Origin of the sequence: Stenotrophomonas sp. RIT309, from assembly GCF_000632045.1 — a bacterium.
Classification (GTDB): domain Bacteria; phylum Pseudomonadota; class Gammaproteobacteria; order Xanthomonadales; family Xanthomonadaceae; genus Stenotrophomonas; species Stenotrophomonas indicatrix.
Map to the genome: position 1 here is coordinate 63,970 of NZ_JFYS01000004.1, position 25,687 is coordinate 89,656.

Annotated in this window: 21 protein-coding genes; 7 read left to right on the forward strand and 14 right to left on the reverse strand. The window is 67.0% G+C overall.

Annotated elements, in window-relative coordinates:
• Positions 1–39: 39 nt before the first annotated feature.
• From ruvA to aspS, 7 genes are all read right to left on the reverse strand, one after another.
• Entirely contained in the window at positions 40–633 is a 594-nt protein-coding gene (ruvA, locus tag BW38_RS16765) for a Holliday junction branch migration protein RuvA (RefSeq protein ID WP_032975138.1), read from the reverse strand.
• Positions 634–646: 13 nt separating this feature from the next.
• Positions 647–1,168: a crossover junction endodeoxyribonuclease RuvC gene (ruvC, locus tag BW38_RS16760; RefSeq protein WP_025874677.1), complete on the reverse strand. Its 522-nt coding sequence runs from the start codon at positions 1,166–1,168 to the stop codon at positions 647–649.
• 129 nt (positions 1,169–1,297) lie between these two features.
• Complete coding sequence (locus BW38_RS16755) at positions 1,298–2,029, reverse strand: YebC/PmpR family DNA-binding transcriptional regulator (RefSeq protein ID WP_032975140.1); 732 nt, start codon at positions 2,027–2,029, stop codon at positions 1,298–1,300.
• Positions 2,030–2,196: 167 nt separating this feature from the next.
• Positions 2,197–2,829, reverse strand: coding sequence for an alpha/beta fold hydrolase (locus BW38_RS16750; protein WP_025874679.1), 633 nt, complete (start codon positions 2,827–2,829; stop codon positions 2,197–2,199).
• A gap of 77 nt (positions 2,830–2,906) precedes the next feature.
• Complete coding sequence (locus BW38_RS16745) at positions 2,907–3,428, reverse strand: GNAT family N-acetyltransferase (RefSeq protein WP_032975141.1); 522 nt, start codon at positions 3,426–3,428, stop codon at positions 2,907–2,909.
• 32 nt (positions 3,429–3,460) lie between these two features.
• Complete coding sequence (locus tag BW38_RS16740; protein ID WP_025874681.1) at positions 3,461–3,796, reverse strand: hypothetical protein; 336 nt, start codon at positions 3,794–3,796, stop codon at positions 3,461–3,463.
• A gap of 16 nt (positions 3,797–3,812) precedes the next feature.
• Complete coding sequence (gene aspS, locus BW38_RS16735) at positions 3,813–5,564, reverse strand: aspartate--tRNA ligase (protein ID WP_032975143.1); 1,752 nt, start codon at positions 5,562–5,564, stop codon at positions 3,813–3,815.
• A 160-nt stretch (positions 5,565–5,724) separates the two neighbouring features.
• Here aspS and BW38_RS16730 point away from each other — a divergent pair, with 160 nt between their 5' ends.
• Positions 5,725–6,483, forward strand: coding sequence for a DUF3011 domain-containing protein (locus tag BW38_RS16730; protein ID WP_025874683.1), 759 nt, complete (start codon positions 5,725–5,727; stop codon positions 6,481–6,483).
• Positions 6,484–6,526: 43 nt separating this feature from the next.
• Here BW38_RS16730 and BW38_RS16725 read toward each other — a convergent pair whose 3' ends face one another.
• The 3 genes from BW38_RS16725 to blaL2 form a co-directional block, all read right to left on the reverse strand.
• Positions 6,527–7,168: a hypothetical protein gene (locus BW38_RS16725; protein WP_025874684.1), complete on the reverse strand. Its 642-nt coding sequence runs from the start codon at positions 7,166–7,168 to the stop codon at positions 6,527–6,529.
• Positions 7,169–7,224: 56 nt separating this feature from the next.
• Positions 7,225–8,439, reverse strand: coding sequence for a cation:proton antiporter (locus BW38_RS16720; protein WP_032975144.1), 1,215 nt, complete (start codon positions 8,437–8,439; stop codon positions 7,225–7,227).
• Between the two features lie 106 nt (positions 8,440–8,545).
• Positions 8,546–9,460 carry a L2 family extended-spectrum class A beta-lactamase gene (gene blaL2, locus BW38_RS16715; protein ID WP_032975145.1) on the reverse strand — a complete coding sequence of 305 codons (915 nt, stop codon included), beginning with the start codon at positions 9,458–9,460 and terminating at the stop codon, positions 8,546–8,548.
• A 174-nt stretch (positions 9,461–9,634) separates the two neighbouring features.
• Between blaL2 and ampR the strand changes: the two genes are divergently transcribed.
• Positions 9,635–10,498, forward strand: a complete 864-nt coding sequence (ampR, locus tag BW38_RS16710; RefSeq protein ID WP_032975146.1) for a LysR family transcriptional regulator AmpR — start codon at positions 9,635–9,637, stop codon at positions 10,496–10,498.
• Positions 10,499–10,589: 91 nt separating this feature from the next.
• Here ampR and BW38_RS16705 read toward each other — a convergent pair whose 3' ends face one another.
• Positions 10,590–12,455: an ABC-F family ATP-binding cassette domain-containing protein gene (locus BW38_RS16705; RefSeq protein ID WP_025874689.1), complete on the reverse strand. Its 1,866-nt coding sequence runs from the start codon at positions 12,453–12,455 to the stop codon at positions 10,590–10,592.
• Between the two features lie 334 nt (positions 12,456–12,789).
• Here BW38_RS16705 and BW38_RS16700 point away from each other — a divergent pair, with 334 nt between their 5' ends.
• Both BW38_RS16700 and ybaL read left to right on the forward strand, forming a co-directional pair.
• The gene (locus BW38_RS16700) at positions 12,790–15,177 is read left to right on the forward strand and encodes a TonB-dependent receptor (protein ID WP_032975147.1); all 2,388 of its coding nucleotides are present in this window, start codon (positions 12,790–12,792) and stop codon (positions 15,175–15,177) included.
• 158 nt (positions 15,178–15,335) lie between these two features.
• Complete coding sequence (gene ybaL / locus BW38_RS16695) at positions 15,336–17,036, forward strand: YbaL family putative K(+) efflux transporter (protein WP_025874691.1); 1,701 nt, start codon at positions 15,336–15,338, stop codon at positions 17,034–17,036.
• Positions 17,037–17,547: 511 nt separating this feature from the next.
• Here the strand turns inward: ybaL and BW38_RS16690 are convergent.
• Together BW38_RS16690 and BW38_RS16685 are read right to left on the reverse strand one after the other, a co-directional pair.
• Positions 17,548–18,435: a GyrI-like domain-containing protein gene (locus BW38_RS16690; protein ID WP_032975218.1), complete on the reverse strand. Its 888-nt coding sequence runs from the start codon at positions 18,433–18,435 to the stop codon at positions 17,548–17,550.
• An 83-nt stretch (positions 18,436–18,518) separates the two neighbouring features.
• Complete coding sequence (locus BW38_RS16685) at positions 18,519–19,805, reverse strand: aminotransferase class V-fold PLP-dependent enzyme (RefSeq protein ID WP_032975148.1); 1,287 nt, start codon at positions 19,803–19,805, stop codon at positions 18,519–18,521.
• Positions 19,806–19,985: 180 nt separating this feature from the next.
• Here BW38_RS16685 and BW38_RS16680 point away from each other — a divergent pair, with 180 nt between their 5' ends.
• The 3 genes from BW38_RS16680 to BW38_RS16670 all read left to right on the forward strand — a co-directional run bounded on the left by BW38_RS16680 (position 19,986) and on the right by BW38_RS16670 (position 22,948).
• Positions 19,986–20,720 (forward strand): response regulator transcription factor, encoded by a 735-nt coding sequence (locus BW38_RS16680; protein WP_032975149.1) that lies wholly within the window; start codon positions 19,986–19,988, stop codon positions 20,718–20,720.
• Positions 20,717–22,006: an ATP-binding protein gene (locus tag BW38_RS16675; RefSeq protein ID WP_032975151.1), complete on the forward strand. Its 1,290-nt coding sequence runs from the start codon at positions 20,717–20,719 to the stop codon at positions 22,004–22,006. Before BW38_RS16680 ends, BW38_RS16675 begins: the two co-directional genes overlap by 4 nt.
• A gap of 141 nt (positions 22,007–22,147) precedes the next feature.
• Positions 22,148–22,948 carry a MipA/OmpV family protein gene (locus BW38_RS16670; RefSeq protein WP_025874695.1) on the forward strand — a complete coding sequence of 267 codons (801 nt, stop codon included), beginning with the start codon at positions 22,148–22,150 and terminating at the stop codon, positions 22,946–22,948.
• An 84-nt stretch (positions 22,949–23,032) separates the two neighbouring features.
• On the opposite strand, the gene clpB is transcribed toward BW38_RS16670, so the two are convergent.
• On the reverse strand, positions 23,033–25,618 hold the full coding sequence (gene clpB, locus BW38_RS16665) for an ATP-dependent chaperone ClpB (RefSeq protein WP_032975152.1): 2,586 nt from the start codon (positions 25,616–25,618) through the stop codon (positions 23,033–23,035).
• Positions 25,619–25,687: the final 69 nt, after the last annotated feature.

Genomic DNA, 25,687 nt, shown 5'->3' on the forward strand with positions numbered 1-25,687 from the left:
GCGAAGCTCAGGGTGTAATGGGGAAGGAAACGGAGCGGCTCAGCGCAGCGCCGATTGCAGGGCCTTGCGGATGACCATGGCCACTTCGTCGCCCTCGTTGAAGGCCTCGCGCGCCATCCGCGCCGCCTCGGTGGGCTTGTAGCCCAGCTGCTGCAGCGCCACGGTGGCATCGGACAGCGGATCGGCCGGGGCCGGGCCACTGCCGGTCGGCAGTGCGCCACCGGCACCGAACTGCGCCGCGCGGTCACGCAGTTCCAGCACCATGCGCTCGGCGGTCTTCTTGCCGATGCCGGGGATGCGGGTCAGCGCGGTGATGTCGCCGGCCTGGACCATGCGGGCGAATTCTTCGACGGTGACCCCGGACAGCACGGCCAGCGCGATCTTCGCGCCGATGCCGCTGACCTTCTGCACGTCGCGGAACAGGCGGCGCTCGCCTTCGCGCAGGAAGCCGTACAGCGAGACGCTGTCTTCCTTCTGCGAATAATGAGTGTAGAGCGTGACCTCACGGCCCAGCTCGGGCAGGTCGTAGAAGGTGCTCATCGGCGCCTCCAGCTCGTAGCCCACCCCATTGACGTCCACCACCAGCCACGGCGGCGCCTTGTAGGCGACGATTCCGCGCAGTCGACCGATCATTGCGTGCAGCTCCTCATTTGCGGCCCCACGCCTGGCGGGCAGTCAGCCCCAGGCGGTTGGCCGTTGCCCTTACGTGGGCATGGGTGATGGCCACGGCCAACGCGTCGGCCGCGTCGGCCTGCAGCTTGGTTTTCAGGTTGAGCATGAGCCCGACCATGTGTTGAACCTGTTGCTTTTCGGCGCCGCCACGACCGACCACCGCCAGCTTGATCTCGCTGGCGGCGTACTCGTGCACCGGCAGGTCGCGCAGCACCACCGCCGAAATCGCCGCGCCACGGGCCTGGCCCAGCTTCAGCGCCGAATCGGGGTTGCGCGCCATGAACACCTTTTCGATGGCCACTTCCTGCGGCTGGAACTCCAGGCACAGCTCGGCCAGGCCCAGCACCAGCAGCTTCATGCGCTGCGGGAAGTCATCGGCACCGAGCAGCACCAGCGGCTGGTGATGCACGTGGCTGACCCGGCCGCTGGCATCGACATCGATGATGCCGACCCCGGTCCGTTGTGAACCCGGGTCGATGCCGAGAATGCGGGTCATGCGGCACACGCGCGCAGGCCGCTGATCCGGGAAGGACGCATGCGGCGGTGATGGCTGGAAACGTCTGGGGTCATCATGGTCCGCATTGTCCGCTCACCGGCCGCCAAAGGCGACCGGCGCAGCGTCCGTTCAGGCGTAGGCGTCCGCGCCGAGATCGGCGTTGGAGTACACGTCCTGCACGTCGTCGAGGTCTTCCAGCATGTCCAGCAGCTTCTTGACCTGCAGGACAGTGTCGCCCTCGACCTTGATGTCGTTGTCGGCACGGAAGGTCAGCTCGGCATGATCCGGCGTGCGGCCAGCCGCCTGCATCGCATCCTTGACTGCGTGGAAGCTGTCCGCGGCGGTGAGCACGTCGATCGCGCCATCCTCCGGGTAGACCACGATGTCATCGGCACCGGCCTCGATGGCCGCTTCGGAGATGGCGTCCTCATCGGCGCCGGCGCCGTAGTGCAGCACGCCCACGCGTTTGAACATGAAGCTGACCGAGCCTTCGGTGCCCATGTTGCCGCCGCACTTGCTGAACGCATGGCGGACATCGGCCACGGTGCGCACGCGGTTGTCGGTCAGGCAATCGACGATGACGGCCACGCCACCGGGCGCGTAGCCCTCGTAGCGGATCTCTTCGTACTCGACGCCTTCCAGTTCACCGGTGGCCTTCTTGATGGCGCGCTCGATCACGTCCTTGGACATGTTCGCGGTCAGCGCCTTGTCCACGGCTACACGCAGGCGCGGGTTGTTGTTGGGGTCGCCTCCACCGCCGCGGGCGGCCACGCCGATCTCACGGATGATCTTGGTGAAAATCTTGCCGCGCTTCGCGTCAGACGCGTTCTTGCGGTTCTCGATGGAGGGGCCTCTACCCATGGGTCTTTCCGTACGTGCGTTGATGGATAAGGCCGCGGATTCTACCTGATCGGGCCCGCTGACCGTGTCGAGGGCGGATGGATGCCGCTGCGCTCGCCGGGCATGGCCCGGCGCTACCGGGGGGGGGCACCGCCGTGGTAGCGCCGGGCCATGCCCGGCGAACCGCCTTACGCGGCGGCGGCGTCCCGGCCATGGTCGAACTGGCCATGGCGGAGGAAATGCGCGGTCTGCCGCGCGGCATCGGGCGACACCACCAGGCCGCTGTGGCTGGTGCGCACCACGCAGTGGTCGGCCAGGCCCGGCAGGCGGGTCTCGGCCAGCGCCACGGTACCGTCGGAATCGTCATCCAGCGCCCCGAGCAGGCTGCCCAGCCCATGCGGCACCGAGCCGGCGATGAGGCCGACGGCGGCCTTGCCCTGCCAGTCCGGCAGCCCGTCCAGCAACAGCTCGCTGCTGCGGCCCAGGGCCAGGCCCCAACCATGTTCGGACAACGAGCGCGCAGTACCACTGCCCCGCAGTGGCGAGCCCAGGCAGACCACGCGCTGCACGGGCAACTGCGGCTGCCGGCGCAGGGCTTCCAGCGCCAGCAGGCCACCCAGGCTGTGCCCGACCAGCGACAGCGGGCCTGCATCTGCCAGCCGCTCCAGCAACTGCGGCACGGCCACATCGGGACCGCCAAATACGGACGAGTAGCCAAAGGTATGGACCTGGAAGCCGCGCGCGCGCAGGCGCCAGGCCAGCGGCCCGACCCAGGCACGGGCATTCCAGATGCCATGCAACAACAGAACGGGTGGAGTCATGTGCAACAGCCTGGCGGTCAGCGGGGCGGAACTACAGTGATTGAACAAAAGCCAGGGGCAAGCGGCGGTGAACGGTTTCAGGCCGGATGCGGCAAACGGCGCAGGATGAACTCAAGATCGTTGGTATCGCCCACCGGGAACAGGTACTCGCCGGCCTTTTCAAAACCATACCGGGCGTAGAAGCGCTGCGCGCCGAAGTTTTCCGACCACACGCCCAGCCACAGCGTGCGCGGGCCGTCGTGCTCCAGCCAGGCCAGCGCCGTTTCCAGCAGGCGGCTGCCCCAGCCGCAGCTCTGCTGCGTCTTGATCAGGTACAGGCGCTTGAGCTCACCGTCACCGGGCTTCACGTCCGGGTGCGGCAACCCACAGGGGCCGGCGGCGGCATGGCCGACCGCCTCCCCGTCCAGCTCCAGCAGCCACACCGCGTAATCCGGGTGGGCCAGGATCGTGCGCTGGCGCTCGACCGTGTAGGCCTCGTCGATGAAGTCCTGCAGGTCCTGCGGCGGATACAGATGGCCGAAGGTTTCGGTGAACGTGCGTGCGGCCAGCGCCGACAGGGTCGGCGCGTCGTCCACAGTGGCGCGGCGGATCGAATACATGGGTCGAGTTGACGTCAGGACCACGGTTCGGGTCAAGCCCGCTCCGCCGGTTCCTTGTCGTCTTCTTCCTCTTCCTCTTCTTCGTATTCCTCGTCGTCCTCTTCTTCCTCGCCGTCTTCCTCTTCTTCGCCTTCCTCGTCCTCGTCGTACTCTTCCTCTTCGTCGTCTTCGTAATCCTCGACGCCGAAGTCTTCACCGTCCCAGCGGCCTTCGCCGTCGGCGACGAAGGTCAGGGCCATGGCCGACGGGTTGGTACCGACACGGACCAGCCAACCACCGAAGACACGTGCACGCTCGGTGACCAGGTTGGCCTCGGAGCCTTCATTGCCCAGCTTTTCCCACTCCAGCGAAAACGCAAACTCGGTCATTGCCTGGATCTCCTGATCAGTTTTTCTTGGGGCGAACCTGGATGTGCACTTCGGCCAGCTGCTCGTCGACGATCGGCGACGGCGCGTCGGTCATCAGATCCTGCGCACCGGTGGTCTTCGGGAACGGGATGACGTCGCGGATCGACTCGGTACCGGCCATCAGTGCGGCGATGCGGTCGATGCCGAAGGCGATGCCACCGTGCGGCGGCGCGCCGTAGTTCAGCGCGTCGAGCAGGAAGCCGAACTTGGCACGGGCTTCTTCGGCACCGATGCCGAGCAGTTCGAACACCGCGCTCTGCATGTCGGGGCGGTGGATACGGATCGAACCGCCGCCGATTTCATTGCCGTTGAGCACCATGTCGTAGCCGCGCGAAACGGCGGTCTTGGCGTGCGCGCGCAGGTCGGCGATGTCGTCCACGGCCGGCGCGGTGAAGGGGTGATGCAGGGCGACGTAGCGCTGCGCTTCCTCGTCCCATTCGAACATCGGGAAGTCGGTGACCCACAGCGGCGCCCAGCTGTCGGCGACCAGACCGAAGTCCTTGCCGGCCTTCAGGCGCAGCGCGCCCATGAAGTCGGACACCTTGTTGTAGCCGCCGGCACCGAAGAACACGATGTCGCCGTTGCCGGCGCCGACATGGGCGACCAGGGCGGCGAAGCCCTCTTCACTGAAGAACTTCTGGATCGGCGAGCTGATTTCACCGTTCTCGCCCACCTTGATGTAGGCCAGGCCCTTCGCACCGTACTTGGCGGCGTGCGCGGCGTACTCGTCGATCTGCTTGCGCGACAGGCTGGCACCACCGGGGATGCGCAGGGCGGCGACGCGGCCATCGGCATCATTGGCAGCAGCGGTGAACACCGGGAATTCGCTGGTCTTGACCAGCTCGGCCACGTCCACCAGTTCCAGCTCGATGCGCAGGTCAGGCTTGTCCGAACCATAGCGACGCATCGCCTCGGCCCAGGTCATGCGCGGGAAGCTGGCATCCAGTTCGACGTCGACCACTTCCTTGAAGATGGCGCGGATCATGTCTTCGACGAAGTCCTGCACGTCGCGCTCGCGGACGAAGGCGAACTCCATGTCCAGCTGGGTGAATTCCAGCTGGCGGTCGGCACGCAGGGCCTCATCGCGGAAGCAGCGCGCGATCTGGTAGTAGCGGTCGAAGCCGGCCACCATCAGGATCTGCTTGAACAGCTGCGGGCTCTGCGGCAGGGCATAGAACTCGCCCGGGTGCATGCGCGCCGGCACCAGGAAGTCGCGTGCACCTTCCGGGGTGGCCTTGGTCAGGATCGGCGTTTCGATGTCCTGGAAGCCCTTCTCGTCCAGGTGGCGGCGCAGGGCCTGCACCAGCTTGATGCGGGTGCGCTGCATGCGCTGCATCTCCGGACGGCGCAGGTCCAGGTAGCGGTACTTCAGGCGGGTTTCTTCGCCCGGGTTCTCGTGGGCGTGGAACGGCAGAGGCGCGGCCTTGTTCAGCACGGTGATGGCGGTGGCGATCACTTCCACCTTGCCCGTGCGCAGCTTGTCGTTGACCGCGTGGCGAGCACGTACCACGCCTTCCACCTGCAGCACGTCCTCATAGCCCAGCGAGGCGGCCACGGCGAACACTTCGGCGTTGTCGAGCTCCACCGTCACCTGCACGATGCCTTCATGATCGCGGAGATCGATGAAGCAGACGCCGCCCTGGTTACGGGCCACGTCGGTCCAGCCGGCGAGGGTGACAGTCTGGCCAATCAGGGTCTCATCGACCAGGCCGCAGAAGTGGGTACGCATGGGGGGAAAGCTCCGCTGGAGAACGCCGGCGCCTGATGGGGGCCGGAAAGCCTCTTATTCTGCGGCCGACGCCCCGGCCGGGGCAAATGCGGACGGTCACGCGGGCTTGATCGCCCCCGTCCTTATAGTCGCGCACCTACTCCCGTATGGGGATGTCGCCATGAAACCGCAGTCCCTGGCCAGCCTGGCCGTGATCCTTGGCACCTTTACCGCGCTCGCCCTGCACTCCGCCCCTGCCGCCGCGCAGGACGGGGTGGTCCGCTGCGAGAGCCAGAACAACCGCGAACGCGTCTGCAACACCGGCTGGCGCGATGCCCGGCTGGTCCGCCAGCTGTCCGGCTCGGCCTGTGTGGAAGGCCGAACCTGGGGCACCCGCAATGGCAGCATCTGGGTCAACAACGGCTGCCGCGCCGAATTCACCCAGGGCCGAGGCGGCTGGGGTGGCGGCAACGGCGGCGGTTGGGGTGGTGGCAACGGCAACGGCAACAGCGGCACCGTGCGCTGCGAAAGCCAGGACAACCGCGAACGCAGCTGCCCGGTGGGCTGGCGCAACGCACGCGTGGTCCGGCAGATCTCCGGCACGCAGTGCGTGGAAGGCCAGAACTGGGGCGTGCGCAACGGCGCGATCTGGGTCAACCGCGGCTGCCGCGCCGAGTTCGCCGAGGCCCGCGGTGGCTGGGGCGGCGGCAATGGTGGGGGCAATGGCGGCGGCTGGGGTGGTGGCAACAGCAACTACACCGTGACCTGCAGCAGCAACAACAACCGCCAGCAGAGCTGCAACTGGGATGAACGCCAGGGCCGGCCTGTGCTGCAGCAGCAGCTGTCCGGCAGCGCCTGCCAGGAAGGCCGGACCTGGGGCTACTCGCGCGGCAACGTGTGGGTCAGCAACGGCTGCCGGGCGCGCTTCGGCACGCGTTGAGGGGTAGCGCCGGGCTGTCCGCGGCAGCATGCCAGGGGGCCGATCAGGGTGCCGGCGCCGCTGCATCACCCCAGGGCGCCGGCGGTAGCGCGACCGGCTTGCTGAGATCGAACTCGACCCGGAAACGGCGCCCTTCCGGGCGCGTCAGCTCATAGACAAACCGCTGGTCCGGCTCGATCTCCATCGCCCAGGTGTTGTGGGTTGAAGCCAGCATGTCGGCACGGCGGAACATCGCCACCGATTCGCCATCGGCGGGGAACTGCTGGCGTTCGGCGGTGCCCGGCGGCTTGCTGTCACCGCCGTACAGGGTGATCGCATCGGGGCTGCCATCGGCGTGGCGATGGTCGTGCTTCAGGCGCAGCCCGTGCTCGGTGCGGGTCAACACCCAGGTGCGCGAATGGTCATCGCCGACGTGGAACGGGATGCGCAGCTCATGGCCCGGGTCGGCGCAGCCCCGCACGTGCATCACCAGCTTCTGCCCGGCGAAGGGGTCTTTACCGGTGGGGGCCGGCGTGTCTTCCACCACCTTGCCCTCGTACGCCTGGCCACAATGGGCAGCGACCGCGGCCATGAAGGCGTCGGCCGGCGCGGTCGACAGATCGTGGTTGACCGTATGCGATGGCTGCGAGCAGGCGGCGAGGCCGAGCAGGGCGAAGGCGGAAGCAACAGCGGCGATCGGTTTCATGCCCCAACCCTAACGGCCATGGCCGATGGGCGCAAACCGCACTCCCTGGATCCACCTCAGCGCTCGGCTGCAGGGGCGGCGGCAACCACGTCCGTCGCCGCCACCGGCGCATCTTCGCCCTGCCCTGCCGGCTCCTGCTCGACCGGATCGACATCGAACGGCGTGCGGAACACCAGCGAGGGCAGCAGCGTGGTCAAGGCGGCATACAGCAGCAGCGCGCCGAACAGCACCGCGGGAATCTGGAAGCGATCGCGCATGATCGCGGCCAGCACCAGGGTGAAGATCAGCGTCGGTGCCAGCGCCAGCGACACACGCAGGCTGCTGCGGAAGCTCTCGCCGAACATCACGCGGCGCTGCAGCCAGACCACCGCGATGCGCAGGGGCAGCACCACCAGGGTGATGACGATGCCCAGCCCCAGCGCCTCCCAGCTCAGCGCTTCGCTGGGCACCTTGGTGCCGGCGTTGAAGAAGTAGAACGGCACGAAGAACGAGGCGAACAGACGCAGCGCATGCAGGTTTTCGTGCGAGGCCAGCAGCGGCATTCGCTGGTGCAGCAGGCGCGCGACCAGGCCGGCAATGAAGGCGCCAACCAGGTAGTACACGCCCAGCAGGTAGGTGATGTACGCCGCCACCATGCCCACCATCACCAGCAGTGAGAATTCCGAGCCCGGCGCATGCGGCGCGACCCAGCGACCAAGCGCGATGAACAGCAGCGGCAGGCCGATCATCATCGCCAGCAGGGCCAGGCTGGACAGCGCCATGTGCCCGGGATCGCCAGCCTGCAGCACGATGAACAACGCCGCCAGGGCCAGCAGTTCGCCGGCGATGGCCTTGCTGGTGACCCAGAACCGCTCGTCCTCGCTCAGCCCCAGCCGCGACAGCGAATCCATGATGAAACCGGTGGAGGGGGTCAGCAGCGCAAGTGCCAGCAACCCGGCCGCCTGCCATGGCAGGCCGGCGTAACGCCAGGCCAGCCAGCCGACGCCGAACAGGGTGGCACTGCGGATCAGCAGATGCGCCAGCAGCGGCCACATGCCGCGCCGCAGGGCCTGCAGGTCAACTTCCAGGCCGGCGAACAGGAACAGTGAGGAGATGCCCAGCGTGGCCAGCAGCGCGATGACCGCGTCGTGCGCCTGGTCGCCCAGCCAGAGCATGCCGATGATGCCGAACAGCAGGCAGGTCAGCGGCGCCGGCAGGCTGAACCGCTGCAGCGCGCGCGGGATGACCAGCAGCGCGAAGATCAGCAGCAGGTAGACCAGTTCATGGCTCATCGGGGGGACTTCCGTGTGGATCGAACGCGCGCAGGATGCGGGTTCGATCCGGATCGGGCAAGCCGGACACGGCTGAAAGTGTCCTCTCCTTTCGGCAGAGCGCCCTTCAGCGGATCAGCCCATCTGCAATCCGCCCGACCTGCGCAAGTACCGCCGCGCGCTGTTCGAAGCTGATCGTGCCCGCCTGCAGATAGGCGGTCAGGACCCAGGGCGAACCGCCCTGCACCGGCCACAACACGGCGATGTCGTTGCGGGCGTCTTCGCCATTGCTGCCGGTCTTGTCGCCCACCCGCCAGCGCTTGCCCAGGCCCGCACGAAGGCAGGCATCGCCGGTTTCGTTGTCGATCAGCCAGTCGGCCAACTGCTGGCGTGAGGCAGGCCTGAGTGCATTGCCCAGCACCAGACGCTGCAGCGTCGATGCAATGGCCGCCGGCGTAGTGGTGTCGCGGGGATCATCGATGGCGAAGCTGTTCAGTTCCGGCTCCAGGCGATCGCTGCGGGTGATCGTGTCGCCGGTGGCGCGCAGGAACGCGGTCACCGCCGGCGGCCCGCCGATCGCTGCGAACAACAGGTTGGCGGCGGTGTTGTCGCTGGTGATCAACGTGGCCCGGCACAGGTCACGCACGGTCAGGTCCTTGCCGACGTGGCGGCGGGTGACCGGCGCGTGCTCCAGGAGGTCCTGGGTCCGCACCGGCAGGCGCCGGTCCAGCAGTGCCGCATCGCGCTCGGCCTGCTTGAGCACCGTGGCGGCCAGCACGCTCTTGAAGGTGCTGCACAGCGGGAAGCGTTCGTCCTGGCGATGGCCGAGGCGACGACTACCGGCACTGTCGAGCAGGGTTACGCCGAGTCGACCGCTGCACGCCTTTTCCAGTGCGGCGAAGTCGGCGGCGGCGGCGATGGCGGCATCGACCGGTGTGGCGGGCACGGTGGCGGGTGCGGCAGCCCGGGCCAGCAGCGGCAACGCAAGGGTGGAGGCGACTGCGGCACTACTGAACTGCAGGAATCGACGACGGGCAAGCATGCGGAATCCTCGTGGAAGCTGTCCCGATTATTGAAAGGGTGGGCAAAGGCGACCAGCGCGTTTTTTCAGCGTCAGCCATGAGAATAATTCATGCATGACGCATTAAACCCTTTATTTATCCAACACCCATGGCAAGGCGCTACCATCAGCCATCATCCTGCCTCACACGTCCCCATGCTGCACCCCACCCTTTCGCTGAATGCGTTGCGCGCCTTCGAAGCGGCTGCCCGGCACCAGAATTTCACCCGGGCCGCGCTGGAACTCTGCGTCAGCCAGGCGGCGCTGAGTCACCAGATACGCGGACTGGAGGACCGGCTGGGTATCCGCCTGTTCCACCGCCTGCCCCGCGGCGTGGCGTTGACCGAGGAAGGAGCAGCCCTGTACCCGGTGCTCAATGAATCCTTCGAGCGCATTTCAGCCAGCATCGCCCGCTACACCGGTGGCCCGGCGCGGGAAGTGCTGACGATCGGCGTGGTCGGCACCTTCGCCACCGGCTGGCTGCTGCCGCGGCTGGCCGCGTTCGATGCGGCCCACCCGGATATCGAACTGCGGCTGCAGACCCACAACAACCGCATCGACCTGGCCGGTGAAGGCCTGGACCTGGCGATCCGTTTCGGCGATGGCGACTGGCAGGGACAGGCCTGCACGGCGATCCTGGACGCGCCGTTCGCGCCGTTGTGCGCGCCGGCACTGGCGCGGCGGCTGAAGCATCCGCGCGACCTGGCGGCCTTGCCGCTGCTGCGTTCGTACCGCAGCGACGAATGGCCACGCTGGCTGCAGATGGCCGGGGCCAACGGCGTGGAAGCACGCGGACCGGTGTTCGATTCGTCCTTGACGCTGGCGGTAGCTGCGGCCGGTGGCGCAGGCGTTGCCCTGCTGCCGCTGCGCATGTTCGAAGCGGACCTGGCCGAGGGCCGGCTGCTGCAGCCGTTTGCCACCACGCTGGAGCTGGGTCGCTACTGGCTGACCCGTCTGCGCTCGCGTGCCGAACGGGAACCGGCCAAGCGGTTCCGCGAATGGCTGCAGACTCAGGGATGAAACACGCGCGCCGCGGGTAGCGCCGGGCCATGCCCGGCGCGCGCAGCGGTTGGAAGAAGCCGCCGGGCATGGCCCGGCGCTACCGATGGAATCAGGACTCCAGCAGTTCCATCCAGGCCGCTTCGGCCTTTTCCAGCTGTGCGGCGGCGGCTTCGCGGTCGCGGCCGAGCACGGCCATGCGCGTGGCATCGGCATAGTTGCTCGAGTCGGCAAGCTGCCGGTCCAGTTCGGCCAACACACCTTCCAGCTCGGCGACCTTGGCTTCGGCGCTGGCCAGCTTGTGCGGGTTGACCGGCTTCTTCTGCACCACCTGCGCGACCGGTGCGGTCGTGACCACCACCGGTTCCTCCACCTGCTCCATGCGTGCCTTGGTGCCCTGCGCCTGCGGGCGCGTGCGCAGCCAGGCGGCGTAGGCATCGAGGTCACCATCGAAGGGTTCGACCACGCCGTCGGCCACACGCCAGAAGGTGTCACAGACCAGGCCGATCAGGTGGCGGTCATGCGAAACCATCACGATCGCGCCATCGAAATCGGCCAGTGCTTCGGCCAGTGCTTCGCGCATTTCCAGGTCAAGGTGGTTGGTCGGTTCGTCCAGCAACAGCACGTTCGGCTGCTGCCAGGCGATCAATGCCAGCGCCAGGCGTGCACGCTCGCCACCGGAGAAACCATCCACCGGTTCAAAGGCACGGTCGCCCGGGAAATTCCACTTGCCGAGGAAATCGCGGAACGACTGGTTCGGTGCATCCGGGGCCAGGTCGCGGAAGTGCTCCATCGGCGACTGGCCTTCATGCAGCGACTCGACCGTGTGCTGGGCGAAGTAGCCGATGCGCAGGTCCGGGTGCGCGGCGCGCTCGCCGGCAATCGGTGCCAGTTCGCCCACCAGGGTCTTCACCAGGGTGGTCTTGCCGGCGCCGTTGGGGCCCAGCAGGCCGATGCGCTGGCCCGCTTCCAGGCCGAAGCCGACGTTGTGCAGGATCACCGAATCGCTGCCGTAGCCGGCCTCGACGTGGTTCAGGCGGATCAGCGAGAACGGCAGCTTGGCCGGCGGTGCGAACTCGATGCGGAATTCGCGCTCGGCGCGCACCGCCTCGGTGCCGGCCAGCTTGGCCAGGCGCTTCATCCGGCTCTGTGCCTGTGCGGCCTTGCTGGCCTGGGCCTTGAAGCGGTCGATGAAGCTCTGCAGGTGGGCGCGCTCGGCCTGTTCCTTCTCATGCGCGATCTGCTGCTGGCGCAGCTGTTCGGCACGCTGGCGCTCGAAGTCGGTGTAACCGCCCGGGTAAAGCTTGGCGCCACCACCGTGCAGGTGCAGGGTGTGGGTGGCCACGTTGTCGAGGAACTCGCGGTCATGCGAGATCAGCAGCAGGGTGCCGGGGTACTTCAGCAGCCACTGTTCCAGCCAGTACACCGCGTCCAGATCCAGGTGGTTGGTCGGTTCGTCGAGCAGCAGCAGGTCGCTGGGCATCATCAGCGCGCGGGCCAGGTTCAGGCGCACGCGCCAGCCGCCGGAGAACGAGGACACCGCGCGGTGGTGCGTTTCGGCCGGGAAGCCCAGGCCATGCAGCAGCTTGCCGGCACGCGCTTCGGCGTCGTAGGCGTTCAGCTCAGCCATGCGCGTATGCGCCTCGGCCACCGCTTCCCAGTCTTCGCGGGCGGTGGCGTCGGCTTCGGCAGCCAGCACCGCAGCCACTTCGATGTCACCGCCCAGCACGAAGCTCAGCGCCGGGTCCGGCAGGGACGGGGTTTCCTGGGCAACGCTGGCGATGCGGATCTTGCCCGGCAGGTCGACGTCACCCTTGTCGGCCTCCAGTTCGCCCTTCACCGCCGCGAACAGGCTGGACTTGCCAGCACCGTTGCGGCCGACCACGCCTACCCGGTAACCGGCATGCAGGGTCAGGTCGACATTGGACAACAGCAGCCGCTCGCCGCGGCGCAAGGCGAAATTGCGAAGCGAAATCATGGGGGGAGGCGTCCATATAACCGAATGGAATGTGCTGGTAAGCACTGTTCCTGCGACGCAATTCTAACGTTAACGAATACTTGACGCGCCCCGGGATGCGCGACGGCCGACGTTCCTCTCTCCCACGTCCTGTCCGCGCGCCTCCCGGGCCCCTCCCCCGTCACTGCCTGTCGCAGCTAAATGGTTGCTGCTGCAACGTTTTTTCTGATGACCGGCATTTGACAGGCACTGAATATCCCGTTAATTCCTGTATTGCGCACCGCAACAACCGTCGTCCGCCTCACCCCCGTGATGTCGATTCCGGTGCCATCCCGCCAACCGGAGCCCCCTCCCGATGACCCGCAAGACCAGCCTGATCGCCGCCGCCGTCGCTGTCGCACTCGGTGGTTCTCCGTTCGTTGCCGCCGCCCAGCAGGCCGGCACCGCCGCCAACACCCTGGATACGGTGATCGTCACCGGCACCCGCGTGGCCGACCGCACGGTCGCCGAATCGCAGTCGCCTATCGACATCATCACCCCCGAGATCCTGCAGTCCACCGGTACCGGTGAGCTGGCCACCGCGCTGTCGCGCGCGCTGCCGTCGCTGAATTTCCCGCGCCCCGCGCTGACCGACGGCACCAGCGGTGTGCGCCCGGCACAGCTGCGCGGCCTGTCGCCGGACCAGGTGCTGGTGCTGGTCAATGGCAAGCGCCGCCACACCTCGGCGATGATCAACGTCAACGGCAGCATCGGCCGCGGTTCGTCGGCGGTGGACATCAACGCGATTCCGATCGCCGCCATCGAGCGCGTCGAGGTGCTGCGTGACGGCGCCTCGGCACAGTACGGTTCGGATGCCATCGCCGGCGTCATCAACATCGTGCTGAAGGGCAGCGGCAGCGGTGGCAGCCTGGCCGTCGATTACGGCCAGTACTCGGCCGGCGACGGCAACAAGTACCAGCTGTCCGGCGATACCGGCGTGGAATTCGGCAACGGCCGTGGCCGCGTGCACGTGGCCGGCCAGATCAGCCAGCAGGACGAGAGCGACCGCGCCGGCCCCTATCGCGGCACCACGCCGAACACCGTCAACTACCCGTCCGTGGGCCAGACCACCTTCATCGTCGGCGACCCGCGCGTGGACGCCACTGCGGCGTCGGCCAATGCCAGCTTTGATTTCAGCGACCACGTGACCGGCTATGCGAGCGCGCTGCTCAGCAACCGCGACATCACCTCGTTCGCGTTCTACCGTTCGCGCAACCACAACGGACAGACCGCGCTGCTGGCGCAGACCTACCCCGACGGCTTCGTGCCGGAGATCAACCAGTACTCCAAGGACCGCTCGCTGGTGGCCGGGGTCAAAGGCAACACCGACAACGGCTGGACCTGGGACCTGAGCCTGAACCACGGCGAGAACACCCTGGATTTCCACACCCGCAACAGCATCAACTACAGCTTGGGCGCGACCAGCCCGCGTTCGTTCTACGACGGCACGCTGAAGTACCAGCAGGACATCTTCAACGCCGACCTGACCAAGTCGCTGGACTGGGGCCTGGCCTATCCGGTCACGCTGTCCTTCGGCGGTGAGTACCGTCGCGAGAAGTGGGACCAGAGCCCGGGCGAGCTGAATTCCTACACCGGCACCGGTGCGCAGGGCTTCGGCGGCTTCACCCCGACCAACGAAGTGCACACCGACCGCCACAACTACGCGGTCTATGCGGGCCTGGAAGCGGACCTGAGCGAGAAGTTCTCCGCCGGTGTCACTGGTCGTTACGAGGATTACTCGGACTTCGGCGACCGCTTCTCCGGCAAGCTGTCGGCGCGCTATGCCTTCACCGACAAGGTGGCGCTGCGTGCCACCGCCTCCAGCGGTTTCCGCGCACCGTCGCTGGCCCAGCAGGGCTACCAGGCGGTGACCAGCCAGTTCCTCAACGGCGTGTTCGTTGAACGCGGCACCTTCCCGACCACCAGCCCGGCCGCACAGGCACTGGGCGCGTCGCCGCTGAAGGCCGAGACCTCCACCTCCTACAGCCTGGGCCTGGTGCTGCAGCCGGTGGATCGCCTGTACATCACCGTCGACGCGTACCAGATCGACATCGACGACCGCATCGCGCTGTCGTCCAGCATCAGCACCAATGCCGCCAGCAGCGCGCTGCTGACCACGCTCGGCCTGCCGCAGGTGACTGCGTTCTCGTACTTCACCAACGGCCTGGACACCCGCACCCGCGGCGTCGACTTCGTGTCCAGCTACACCGTGCCGTTCAGCGCCAGCAGCCTGGAACTGACCGCGGCCTACAGCTACAACGACACCGAAGTGCAGCGCGTGGGTGGCACGCCGGCGGTGTTCGGCACGCTGGGCCTGACCCAGTCGCTGATCGGCCGCGATGAAATCGGCCGCATCGAGGACAGTTATCCGCGTGACAAGACGATCCTGAGTGGCACCTGGCGTTCGGATCACTGGGAACTGGGCCTGGCGGCGACCCGCTACGGCGAGTTCACGGTGCGCAACTCAGCCACCGCCGCGCGCGACCAGACCTACGGCGACAAGTGGGTGCTGGATGCCTCGGCCAGCTACAAGCCGAGTGCGAACTGGACGCTGACGGTGGGCGCCGACAACCTGCTGGACGAGTACCCGGACCGCACCGAGGACCTGCAGAACTCGACCTTCGGCATGCTGCCGTACAGCAACTACTCGCCGTTCGGCTTCAATGGCGCGTATGTGTACGGGCGGATCAAGTACAACTGGTAAGCGGTAACGGGCGCGCCGGGCCCTGCCCGGCGGGTTCATCCGGGGTCAGATCCCTTTTCCTGCAGGAAAAGGGATCTGACCCTATTTGCTCCAAAGGTTTGCCGCATTTGGCTCATTAGGTGAAAATCGGGGCATCCCCCTGATTTCTGCGAGAGCCGATGCACCATGACACCGACCTGATCAACATCGTTGCCGTTGGTCTCGGGCTCGCCTTCATCTTCGGCGCGCTGGCCAACAAGCTCCGCTTGTCTCCTCTGGTCGGTTACCTGGTTGCTGGCATCTGCGTCGGGCCGTTCACGCCGGGCTTCGTCGCCGACCAGGCACTGGCCAACCAGCTGGCCGAGCTGGGCGTGATGCTGCTGATGTTCGGCGTCGGTCTGCACTTCTCGCTGAAGGACCTGATGGCGGTCAAGGCCATCGCCATTCCCGGTGCCATCGGCCAGATCCTGGTCGCTACCCTGCTCGGCTGGGGCCTGGCGGCATTGATGGGCTGGCCAGTCATCCACGGCGTGGTGTTCGGTTTCGCGCTGGCCACGGCCAGTACCGTAGTGCTGCTGCGCGCGATGGAAGAGCGCCGCCTGCTGGAAACCCAGCGCGGCAAGATCGCGGTCGGTTGGCTGATCGTCGAGGACCTGGCCTGCGTGCTGGCACTGGTGATGATGCCGGTGATGGCCGGCGTGTTCGGGCCCGACGCGGCCAATGAACACCACACCCTCGGCAGCGTGCTGGCCAGCATCGGCTGGACGTTCGTGCAGCTGGGCCTGTTCGTGGCGGTGATGCTGGTGGTCGGCCGCCGGGTCATTCCGTGGATCCTGGAGCGCATTGCCGGTACCGGCTCGCGCGAACTGTTCACCCTGTCGGTGCTGGCGATCGCGCTGGGCGTGGCGTTCGGCTCGGCGATGCTGTTCGGTGTGTCCTTCGCGCTGGGCGCGTTCTTCGCCGGCATGCTGCTCAATGAATCGGAACTCAGCCACAAGGCGGCCAGCGATTCCCTGCCGCTGCGCGACGCGTTCGCGGTGCTGTTCTTCGTCTCGGTGGGCATGCTGTTCAATCCCGGCATCCTGATCGAGCACCCGTGGCAGGTGCTGGCCACCGCCGGCATCATCATGTTCGGCAAATCGGCGGCGGCGTTCTTCATCGTGCGCGCGTTCGGCCACCCCACCGGCACCGCGTTGACGATCTCGGCCAGCCTGGCGCAGATCGGCGAGTTCGCCTTCATCATTGCCGGCCTCGGCGTGACCCTGAAGATCCTGCCTCCGACCGGCCAGGCGCTGGTGCTGGCCGGCGCGCTGATCTCGATCATGCTCAACCCGCTGGTGTTCGGCCTGCTCGACCGCTGGCTGCTGAAGCACCAGGAAACCACGCCCACCGCGGTGGAGACCGAGCTGCCACCGGGGCCGTCGCTGGACCTGCACGACCATGCCATCGTCATCGGCTATGGCCGCGTCGGCAGCGCGCTGGCGCAGGTGCTGCGCGACCGTGGCGTGCCGGTGATGATCATCGACGACAACAAGGAACACGTGGCCGAGGCGCATGCCGCCGGCCTGCCCGGCATCCGCGGCAGCGCCGCCTCGGACAAGGTGCTGGCCGAAGCCCATCCCGAGCGCGCGAAGATCGCGGTGCTGGCGATCCCGCAGCCGCTGGAAGCCGGTGAGACCTTGGCCAAGCTGCGTGCGATCAACCCCAACCTGACCCTGCTGGCGCGCGCGCACAGCGATGCCGAAGTGAAGCATCTGCTTGAACACGGTGCCGACGGCACGGTAATGGCCGAGCGCGAGCTGGCCTACTCGCTGGCGGAGATGGTGATGGCCACCCCGCCGTACCGCAGTCTTGGGCAGCACAGCATCCCGGTGGTGTGAGGGTGCGGCCGGGCTGCGCCCGGCACCCGCTGTGGTGCCGGCCGCTGGCCGGCAACCTCAACAGCCACAGCCGAAGCAGAAGCGGGGTTCCTGTGGGAAGGCGGGGTGGGTCCGGTTGCGGGGGACGCCGTGAATCCATCCCTGGAGGCTTGGCCGCGGCATCCATGCCGCGGACACCCCCGCAACCAGACCCACCCCGCCTTCCACAGATTTCAGCGAGCTGCGGGTACGGCGTTCGGTGCCGCTGTTGGTAGGTGTCGACCTTGGTCGACACAGTAGATCCACGCCATGCGTGGATGGGTCTCCATCGGAATCGAGTATTTCGACAGTGCATCAAAATGCGTCCACGCACGGCGTGGATCTACCTGGGTTGGCTGCGCCCAAAAAAATCCCCGGCCGACCCGCATCGGCCGGGGATGATATCGCCACGCCCTTGGAGAGCGTCTCTACCGTAACGCTTTCCTGCAGTGGTGGTGATCGCCTCTGGCGATGACGACCAAGCCAGCAGGTATCAGCCTGCCAGCGGCAGGCAGACGTCGGCACGCAACTGGTGGGCAGGCACCTGTTCGGGATCATCCAGGAAGTGGAAGTACAGTGGCGCTTCGGCAAGCGCGTGCCCACTGTCCGGCCACCAGTCGCGCAGCAGTGCATCCCCCACGGCCTGCAGCTGCTCATAGGGGCCGACATGGTGGACGACCGCATGCGGACCGACGCCGAGGGCCTGCCGCCGCAGCGGCGACGAAAGTTGTGGCAGCGCGGTGGCAAATCCCATCCCGCAGTCGAAGCGGTGCGCCTGCGCGGGTACGTCCCGGTGGTCATCGATGGCGATGCCCACCAGGTGTAGCAGATCGTCGGCCAGCCCTTGCGCCTGCGCCCATTGGTACAGGCGGCCGAAGCTGGCATCGAGATCACCGAAGGCCCCCTTCGCGCGTAGCAGCACGACCTCGAACGGCTGCAGCGCGCACACTTCCACCTTCAGCGGGGCGGCGGTCACTGCGTCCACGTCGGCCGGTGGATGCGCCAAGAGCTGCTGCCACTGCTGCCGCAGCGCTGCATCGGCGCGCAGCGCGCGCGGGGTGGTATCCAGGCGCTGCCTGCAGCGCCGCGCAAGGGCCTGCGCACTCTCATATCCAGCGGCCAGCGCAGCGTCGGTGACGCTTGCATCGGGCTGCTGCAGCGCCTGCAGGGCGTTGAGCAGGCGCAGCCGGTCCAGCGTCTGTCCGGGGCTTTCCCCGGTCAGTGCCCGGTACAGGCGCTGGAAGTGATAGGGCGACTGATGGGCGACAGTCGCCAGTGACGCTACATCCGGCAGTGCCTGCTGCTCACGCAGGCAGCCCTGCAGATGGTCGATGACCCGTTCGATTCCCTGCGCCTGGCGCAGGCCTGCAAGCCGCTTCATGACCATCTCCGCTGAGGACCTGGCTGCGATCGTGCCTGATCCTTTAGCGGGGTGCGTGACCGATCCTGCGCGATTGCCCGCCCTCAGGCCTGGGCGAGAGCCTGTTCCAGGTCCGCGCGCAGATCACCGATGTGCTCGATGCCGATCGACAGGCGCACGGTGTCCTCGCTGACCCCGGCCCTGGCCAGTTCGGCCGCATCCAGTTGGCGATGGGTGGTCGACGCAGGATGGGTGGCCAGTGACTTGGCATCGCCCAGGTTCACCAGCCGGGTGAACAGTTTCAGGGCATCGAGGAAGCGGGCGCCGGCAACGCGCCCGCCCGGCAGTCCGAAGGTCAGCACACCGGAGCCATGGCCGCCCAGATAACGCTGCGCCGCCGCATGTTCGGGGTCGTCGGCCAGCCCGGCATAACGCACCCACGCCACCTTCGGATGCGCGCGCAGGTACTGCGCCACAGCCAGCGCATTGGTGTTGATCCGCTCCATGCGCAGCGCCAGGGTCTCGATGCCCTGCAGGATCAGGAAGGCGTTGAACGGTGACAACGCTGCGCCGGTATTGCGCAACGGCACTACCCGGGCACGGCCGATGTAGGCCGCCGCGCCGAGCGCTTCGGTATAGACCACGCCGTGATAGCTCGGATCGGGCTGGTTCAAGCGGGCGAAGCGTTGCGGCTGTGCCGTCCAGTCGAAGCGGCCGGAATCGACGATCGCCCCACCCAGGCTGGTGCCGTGGCCACCGAGGTACTTGGTGAGCGAGTGCACCACGATGTCGGCGCCATGTTCGAACGGGCGCAGCAGGAATGGCGTGGCCACCGTGTTGTCAACGATCAACGGCACGCCGGCCGCATGCGCGACCTCGGCGATGGCGGCGATGTCGGTGACGTTGCCGCGCGGGTTGCCGATCGATTCGACGAACACCGCCTTGGTGCGTTCATCGATCAGCGCGGCGAACGCGGACGGATCTGCCGGATCTGCGAAACGCGCCTGGATGCCGTACTGCGGCAGCGTGTGCGCCAGCAGGTTGAGGCTGCCGCCATACAGCGCACTGGCAGCGACGATGTTGTCGCCGGCCTCGGCAATGGTCTGGATCGCATAGGTGATCGCGGCCTGCCCGGAAGCCAGTGCCAACGCGCCGATGCCCCCTTCCAGCGCCGCAACGCGCTGCTCCAGCACGTCGGTGGTGGGGTTCATGATGCGCGTATAGATGTTGCCCGGCACCTTCAGGTCGAACAAGTCCGCCCCATGCTGGGTGTCATCGAATGCGTAGGCCACGGTCTGGTAGATCGGCACCGCCACCGCGCGGGTGGTCGGGTCGGGGCGGTAGCCGCCGTGCACGGCCAGGGTTTCCAGTTGCCACTGCGGATCGCTCATTGCGCCAGGCTCCATCCGGGGAAACGCCCACCATAGGCCAGCCATCGACCGCCATTGAGAGCCCCTGGCGATGACGCCAGTACCGGCGGTTATCAGGTTGCCCGGGATTCAGGCAGTCGTCATGGGCCATTGCTAGGCTTCGCCGCCGGGCCCTTCGCCCCGGACAAGGACGCCCTACCCATGCAGCCCTCCCTGTGGACTCCCGCCGCCGGCAACCCGACCCAGGTGCTGCTGGTCGAGGACGACCGCCGCCTGGCCGAGCTGGTCAGCGACTACCTGAGCGAACATGGATTTGCCGTGCAGCACGTGCCGCGTGGCGACCTGGCCAGCGCGGCCTGCCGCCAGCACGCGCCGGAACTGGTGGTGCTGGACCTGATGCTGCCTGGCCTCGGTGGCATCGACGTGTGCCGGCAGATCCGCAGTTTTTCCGACGTGCCGATCCTGATGCTGACGGCGTGCGAGGACGATATCGAACAGGTGCTGGGCCTGGAGTCCGGCGCCGATGACTATGTGCACAAGCCGATCGAGCCGCGCCTGCTGCTGGCGCGCCTGCGCGCGCTGCTGCGCCGTCGCCATGGCAGCGGTCCTGCCGGGATGCCGTGCAGGCTGATGCATGGCGAGTTGCTGATCGATCGCGTGCAGCGCGAGGTCCACCTGCATGGGCAGCCCGTAGAGCTGGGCACCACCGAATTCGAGATCCTCTGGCTGCTGGCCAGCCAGCCCGGGCAGATCCTCTCGCGCGACCAGATCCTGCAGGCGGCGCGCGGCATCGGTTTCGATGGCCTGGACCGCAGCGTGGATGTCTGCATCGGCAAGCTGCGCCGCAAGCTGGGCGATGACGCGCGCGAACCGCGCCGGATCAAGACCGTGTGGGGCCGCGGTTACCAGTTCAACCCCTCGGCCTGGTCGGCGTGAAGCGCCTGTTCCTGTGGTTGTGGTTCGTCACCGGCGGCTGCCTGCTGGTGTCGGTGTTCAGCCTCAACCACCTGTTGGACCGCATCTACACGCCCCTGCAGGAACGAGTCTTCGTCGAACAGGTGCGCGGACAGGTGTATGCGCTGCGTAGCGGACTGGCCGGCCTGGACCGCCAGCAGCAACAGCAGCGCCTGCTGCAGTGGCAGCCGCATTACGGCATTGCGCTGTCACTGCTGGATGCACCGCCCGTGCTCGATGACGACGAGCGCAGTGCCCTGCGCGGGGACGGCTTCATCGTCCGTGAGCGCTACCAGCAGGTGCTGCTGCCCATCGAGGGGACTGACGGACGCTGGCTGCAGCTGCGCCTTCCCGGCGAGGTGCAGATGACCCTGTACATGACCGCCGCCGCCTACCTGTGCATCCTGCTGCTGGTCGGCGCCTGCCTGTATGCCTGGGTACGCCTGCTGTGGCGCGACCTGGAAGCGCTGCGCGGTCATGCCGATCGCATCGGTGCCGGCGACCTGCAGGCACGTGCGCAGGTATCACCACGCTCGCAGATCCGGGTCATCGTCGAGCATTCCAACCGCATGGCCGCGCGCGTGGCCGAACTGGTGCAACGGCAGCGCGATCTTACCCATGCCATTTCCCACGAGCTGCGCACGCCGATCGCACGCCTGGCCTTCGGCCTGGATCTGATGCAGGACAGCAACGACCCGGCGCGGCGGGCACACCTTGCTGCCGGCCTGCATGGTGATCTGGCCGAGCTCAACCGGTTGGTCAGCGAACTGCTGGCCTATGAGCGTCTGGAGCATCCCAACGACGCCGAGCCCATGCAGCGGATCGAGGCGAACGACTGGCTGCAGGCCTGCATGGAAGACGCACGGCGCGATGCCGAGCGCGCGGGCCTGGTGCTGCAGGTCTGGCCCAGCGCGCTGCCACGCGTGGATGCCGAGCCACGCCTGCTGCAGCTGGCCCTGAGCAACCTGGTCGGCAACGCGATGCGCTATGCACGCACCCGTGTGGAGGTGTCACTGGTCAGCGTGGCCGGCAAGGCCTGCCTGCGCGTGGATGACGATGGCCCCGGCATTGCCGAAGGCGATCGCGAGAAGGTTTTGCGCCCGTTCACCCGTCTGGATGACAGCCGCAGCCGCGACACCGGCGGCTTTGGTCTTGGCCTGGCCATCGCCGGGCGCATCGCGGTTCGTCACCACGGCGAGCTGCGCGTGGGACGCGCGACCCTGGGCGGTGCACGCCTGGAAATGCACTGGCCACTGGCTGCCAGCTGAACGCCACGGGCCGCGCTTACAGTTGCTTACAACTCCCGCACAACTGCGGACGGATTGGTCGGTGGCATCCCGCCACGCTGTCGACCCAGCAGCACGCGCCGGATGCGCGCACTGCATTTCCTCCCACTGTAGAGAGTTGCCATGTCCCACCGTCGCCGTTTCCCCACCCTGCTCGGCCTGGCCCTGCTGCCCTTGTTCGCAACGTCCACAGCGCATGCCAAGGAGGATCAATGGACCTTCGAGCTTGCCGCCGGTGGCGGCGTTGCCCCGCGCTACAGCGGCAGCGAGGAATTCCAGGCCGCACCGACGCTGTCGTTCGACGTGACTTCGCCGGGAGGCTGGTTTCTGGGTACCAGCGGTGCGGGTTGGGGCACGGCGATCGGCGAACACACCCGCGTGCGTGCCTACGTCGGCGGCAGCGGCAGCCGACGCGAGAAGAACTCGATCCTCGGCGGCTCGGACTTCCTGCGTGGCATGGGCGATATCGATACCCGGCCCCTGGTCGGCCTGGCGGCTGGCTATACGCTGGGTGAGGCGGTGTTGAGTGGTTCCTGGCAGTACACGCTGAAAGACGACGACAAGGGCGACAACGGCCTTGCCACCCAGCAGATCCACCTGAACCTGGAGATGCCGCTGTTCGATCTGGCCGGTGGCGTGGTCAGCGGCAGCGTCTCCACCGACTACGGCAACCGCGGCTATATGCAGACCTGGTACGGCGTCAGCCCCGACCAGGCCGCTCGCACCGGGTTCGCCCAGCACAAGCCCAAGGCCGGCCTGGTCAGCGCCGGGCTGGGCATGAAATGGAGCCATCGCGCTGGTCGCAACGGCAACTGGTACATCGCCGTGGAAGGCACCCGCCTGCTCGGCGACGCCGCCGACAGCCCGATCGTGCAGAAGGCCAACCAGTTCGGGTTGATGACCGGGTATACGCACCGGTTCTGAGCATGGCCGGCGAGCGCCGGACACCGACGTTCGCGCTGGCAAAGAGACGGGGCGCTGCGATCATGCAGCGCCCCGTTGCACGCATCAGGCCTTGGCGAACACCAGATGGCCGCCGTCGTTGCCCACTTCGATGGTATCGCCGTTGACGAACGCACCGGACAGGATCTTCTGCGCCAGCGGGTTTTCCAGCTGTGCCTGGATCGCACGCTTCAGCGGACGCGCGCCGTAGACCGGATCGAAGCCGACGTTGCCGAGCAGATCGAACGCTGCATCGGACACCACCAGCTTCAGGCCACGCTCGGCCAGGCGCTTTTCCAGGCCTCGCATCTGGATGCGCGCGATCTGCTTGATCTGCTGCTTGTCCAGCGGATGGAACACCACGATGTCATCCAACCGGTTGATGAACTCCGGACGGAAGTGCGCCTGCACCACGCCCATCACCGCCGCCTTCATCTGCGTGTAGGCCTCCGGCGTGTCATCGCCGCTCATGTCCTGGATCTGGTGCGAACCCAGGTTGGAGGTCATCACGATGACGGTATTGCGGAAGTCCACCGTGCGGCCCTGGCCATCGGTCAGGCGACCGTCGTCCAGTACCTGCAGCAGGATGTTGAACACATCCGGATGCGCCTTTTCCACCTCGTCCAGCAGGATCAGCGAATACGGGCGACGGCGCACGGCCTCGGTGAGGTAACCGCCTTCCTCATAGCCCACGTAGCCGGGGGGCGCACCGATCAGGCGTGCGACGCTGTGCTTCTCCATGAACTCGCTCATGTCGATGCGGATCATCGCGTCGGCGCTGTCGAACAGGAACTCGGCCAGCGACTTGCACAGTTCGGTCTTGCCCACGCCGGTCGGGCCCAGGAACAGGAACGATCCACCCGGTCGATTCGGATCGGACAAGCCAGCGCGCGAACGACGCACCGCGTCGGACACCACCTTGATCGCCTCTTCCTGGCCGACCACGCGGTTGTGCAGCACCTCTTCCATGCGCAGCAGCTTGTCACGCTCGCCTTCGAGCATCTTGTTGACCGGGATGCCGGTCCAGCGCGAGACGACCTCGGCGATCTCCTCGTCGGTGACACGGTCCTGCACCAGCTTGAAGTCGTGGTTCTCCACTTCCTGGGCCGCAGCCAGCTGCTTTTCCAGCTGCGGCAGCACGCCATACTGGATCTCGCTCATGCGCGCGAAATCCTGCCGGCGCTGGGCCGACTCCAGTTCAACCTTGGCCTGCTCGACCTGTTCCTTGATCTTGGTCGTGCCCTGCAGCGCGGCCTTCTCCGATTTCCAGACTTCGTTGAGATCGGAGAACTCGCGCTCCAGCGCATCGATATCGTTTTCCAGATCGGCCAGGCGCTGCCGCGAAGCGTCGTCCTTTTCCTTCTTCAGCATCTCGCGCTGGATCTTGAGCTGGATCAGGCGACGTTCCAGCCGGTCCAGTTCCTCCGGCTTGGAATCGATCTCCATGCGCAGCCGTGAAGCGGCCTCGTCCATCAGGTCGATGGCCTTGTCCGGCAGTTGGCGGTCGGTGATGTAGCGGTTGGACAGGGTGGCCGCAGCGACGATGGCCGGGTCGGTGATCTCCACCCCGTGGTGCACCGCGTACTTTTCCTTCAGGCCGCGCAGGATCGCGATGGTGTCCTCCACCGTCGGCTCGCCCACGAAGACTTTCTGGAAGCGGCGCTCCAGCGCGGCATCCTTCTCGATGTACTTGCGGTACTCGTCCAGTGTGGTCGCACCGACGCAGTGCAGTTCACCGCGCGCGAGTGCCGGCTTGAGCATGTTGCCGGCATCCATCGCACCGTCGGCCTTGCCCGCGCCAACCATGGTGTGCAGCTCGTCGATGAACAGGATGATCTGCCCTTCACTCTTGGCCAGGTCGTTGAGCACGCCCTTCAGGCGTTCTTCGAATTCACCGCGGAACTTCGCGCCGGCGATCAGCGCGCCCATGTCCAGCGACAGCACGCGCTTGCCGCGCAGGCCTTCAGGCACTTCGTCATTGATGATGCGCTGGGCCAGGCCTTCGACGATCGCGGTCTTGCCCACACCGGGTTCGCCGATCAGCACCGGGTTGTTCTTGGTACGACGCTGCAGCACCTGGATGGTGCGGCGGATTTCTTCATCGCGACCGATCACCGGGTCAAGCTTGCCGCTCTCGGCGCGTGCGGTCAGGTCGATGGTGTACTTCTCCAGCGCCTGCCGCTGCTCTTCGGCGTTCTCCGACTGCACGTTCTCGCCACCACGCAGCTTGTCGATGGCGGTCTGCAGGCGCGCCTTGTCGGCACCGGCAGCGCGCATCGCCATGCCCAGCGTGCCGCCGTCTTCCAGCGCGGCCAGCACGAACCACTCGCTGGCGATGAAGGCATCACCGTTCTGCTGGGCCAGCTTGTCGGTGTGGTTGAGCAGGCGGTTGAGGTCATTGCCGATCGACAGGTTGCCGGCCTGGCCGGACACCTTCGGCAGCGCTTCAAGCGCCTCGTCCAGGCGTTCGCGCAGCACCGGCACGTTGACGCCGGCCTGGGCCAGCAACGGCCGGGTGCTGCCCCCTTGCTGGTCCAGCAGGGCACTGAACACGTGCACCGGTTCGATGATGCTGTTGTCGCGGCCTACCGCCAGCGACTGCGCGTCTGCCAGCGCCTGCTGGAAACGCGAGGTGAGCTTGTCCATCCGCATTGCGAAACCTCATCGGTCATCTTGGCCGGCCCGCGCCGGCGATGCTGGAAAGATGCGGTTGCCCCACCC

Excerpts from the sequence above, each read along its gene's own strand:
- ruvA (WP_032975138.1), bottom strand. The coding sequence starts at position 633 with ATGATCGGTCGACTGCGCGGAATCGTCGCCTACAAGGCGCCGCCGTGG.
- ruvC (WP_025874677.1), bottom strand. The coding sequence starts at position 1,168 with ATGACCCGCATTCTCGGCATCGACCCGGGTTCACAACGGACCGGGGTC.
- BW38_RS16755 (WP_032975140.1), bottom strand. The coding sequence starts at position 2,029 with ATGGGTAGAGGCCCCTCCATCGAGAACCGCAAGAACGCGTCTGACGCG.
- BW38_RS16750 (WP_025874679.1), bottom strand. The coding sequence starts at position 2,829 with ATGACTCCACCCGTTCTGTTGTTGCATGGCATCTGGAATGCCCGTGCC.
- BW38_RS16745 (WP_032975141.1), bottom strand. The coding sequence starts at position 3,428 with ATGTATTCGATCCGCCGCGCCACTGTGGACGACGCGCCGACCCTGTCG.
- BW38_RS16740 (WP_025874681.1), bottom strand. The coding sequence starts at position 3,796 with ATGACCGAGTTTGCGTTTTCGCTGGAGTGGGAAAAGCTGGGCAATGAA.
- aspS (WP_032975143.1), bottom strand. The coding sequence starts at position 5,564 with ATGCGTACCCACTTCTGCGGCCTGGTCGATGAGACCCTGATTGGCCAG.
- BW38_RS16730 (WP_025874683.1), top strand. The coding sequence starts at position 5,725 with ATGAAACCGCAGTCCCTGGCCAGCCTGGCCGTGATCCTTGGCACCTTT.
- BW38_RS16725 (WP_025874684.1), bottom strand. The coding sequence starts at position 7,168 with ATGAAACCGATCGCCGCTGTTGCTTCCGCCTTCGCCCTGCTCGGCCTC.
- BW38_RS16720 (WP_032975144.1), bottom strand. The coding sequence starts at position 8,439 with ATGAGCCATGAACTGGTCTACCTGCTGCTGATCTTCGCGCTGCTGGTC.
- blaL2 (WP_032975145.1), bottom strand. The coding sequence starts at position 9,460 with ATGCTTGCCCGTCGTCGATTCCTGCAGTTCAGTAGTGCCGCAGTCGCC.
- ampR (WP_032975146.1), top strand. The coding sequence starts at position 9,635 with ATGCTGCACCCCACCCTTTCGCTGAATGCGTTGCGCGCCTTCGAAGCG.
- BW38_RS16705 (WP_025874689.1), bottom strand. The coding sequence starts at position 12,455 with ATGATTTCGCTTCGCAATTTCGCCTTGCGCCGCGGCGAGCGGCTGCTG.
- BW38_RS16700 (WP_032975147.1), top strand. The coding sequence starts at position 12,790 with ATGACCCGCAAGACCAGCCTGATCGCCGCCGCCGTCGCTGTCGCACTC.
- ybaL (WP_025874691.1), top strand. The coding sequence starts at position 15,336 with ATGCACCATGACACCGACCTGATCAACATCGTTGCCGTTGGTCTCGGG.
- BW38_RS16690 (WP_032975218.1), bottom strand. The coding sequence starts at position 18,435 with ATGAAGCGGCTTGCAGGCCTGCGCCAGGCGCAGGGAATCGAACGGGTC.
- BW38_RS16685 (WP_032975148.1), bottom strand. The coding sequence starts at position 19,805 with ATGAGCGATCCGCAGTGGCAACTGGAAACCCTGGCCGTGCACGGCGGC.
- BW38_RS16680 (WP_032975149.1), top strand. The coding sequence starts at position 19,986 with ATGCAGCCCTCCCTGTGGACTCCCGCCGCCGGCAACCCGACCCAGGTG.
- BW38_RS16670 (WP_025874695.1), top strand. The coding sequence starts at position 22,148 with ATGTCCCACCGTCGCCGTTTCCCCACCCTGCTCGGCCTGGCCCTGCTG.
- clpB (WP_032975152.1), bottom strand. The coding sequence starts at position 25,618 with ATGCGGATGGACAAGCTCACCTCGCGTTTCCAGCAGGCGCTGGCAGAC.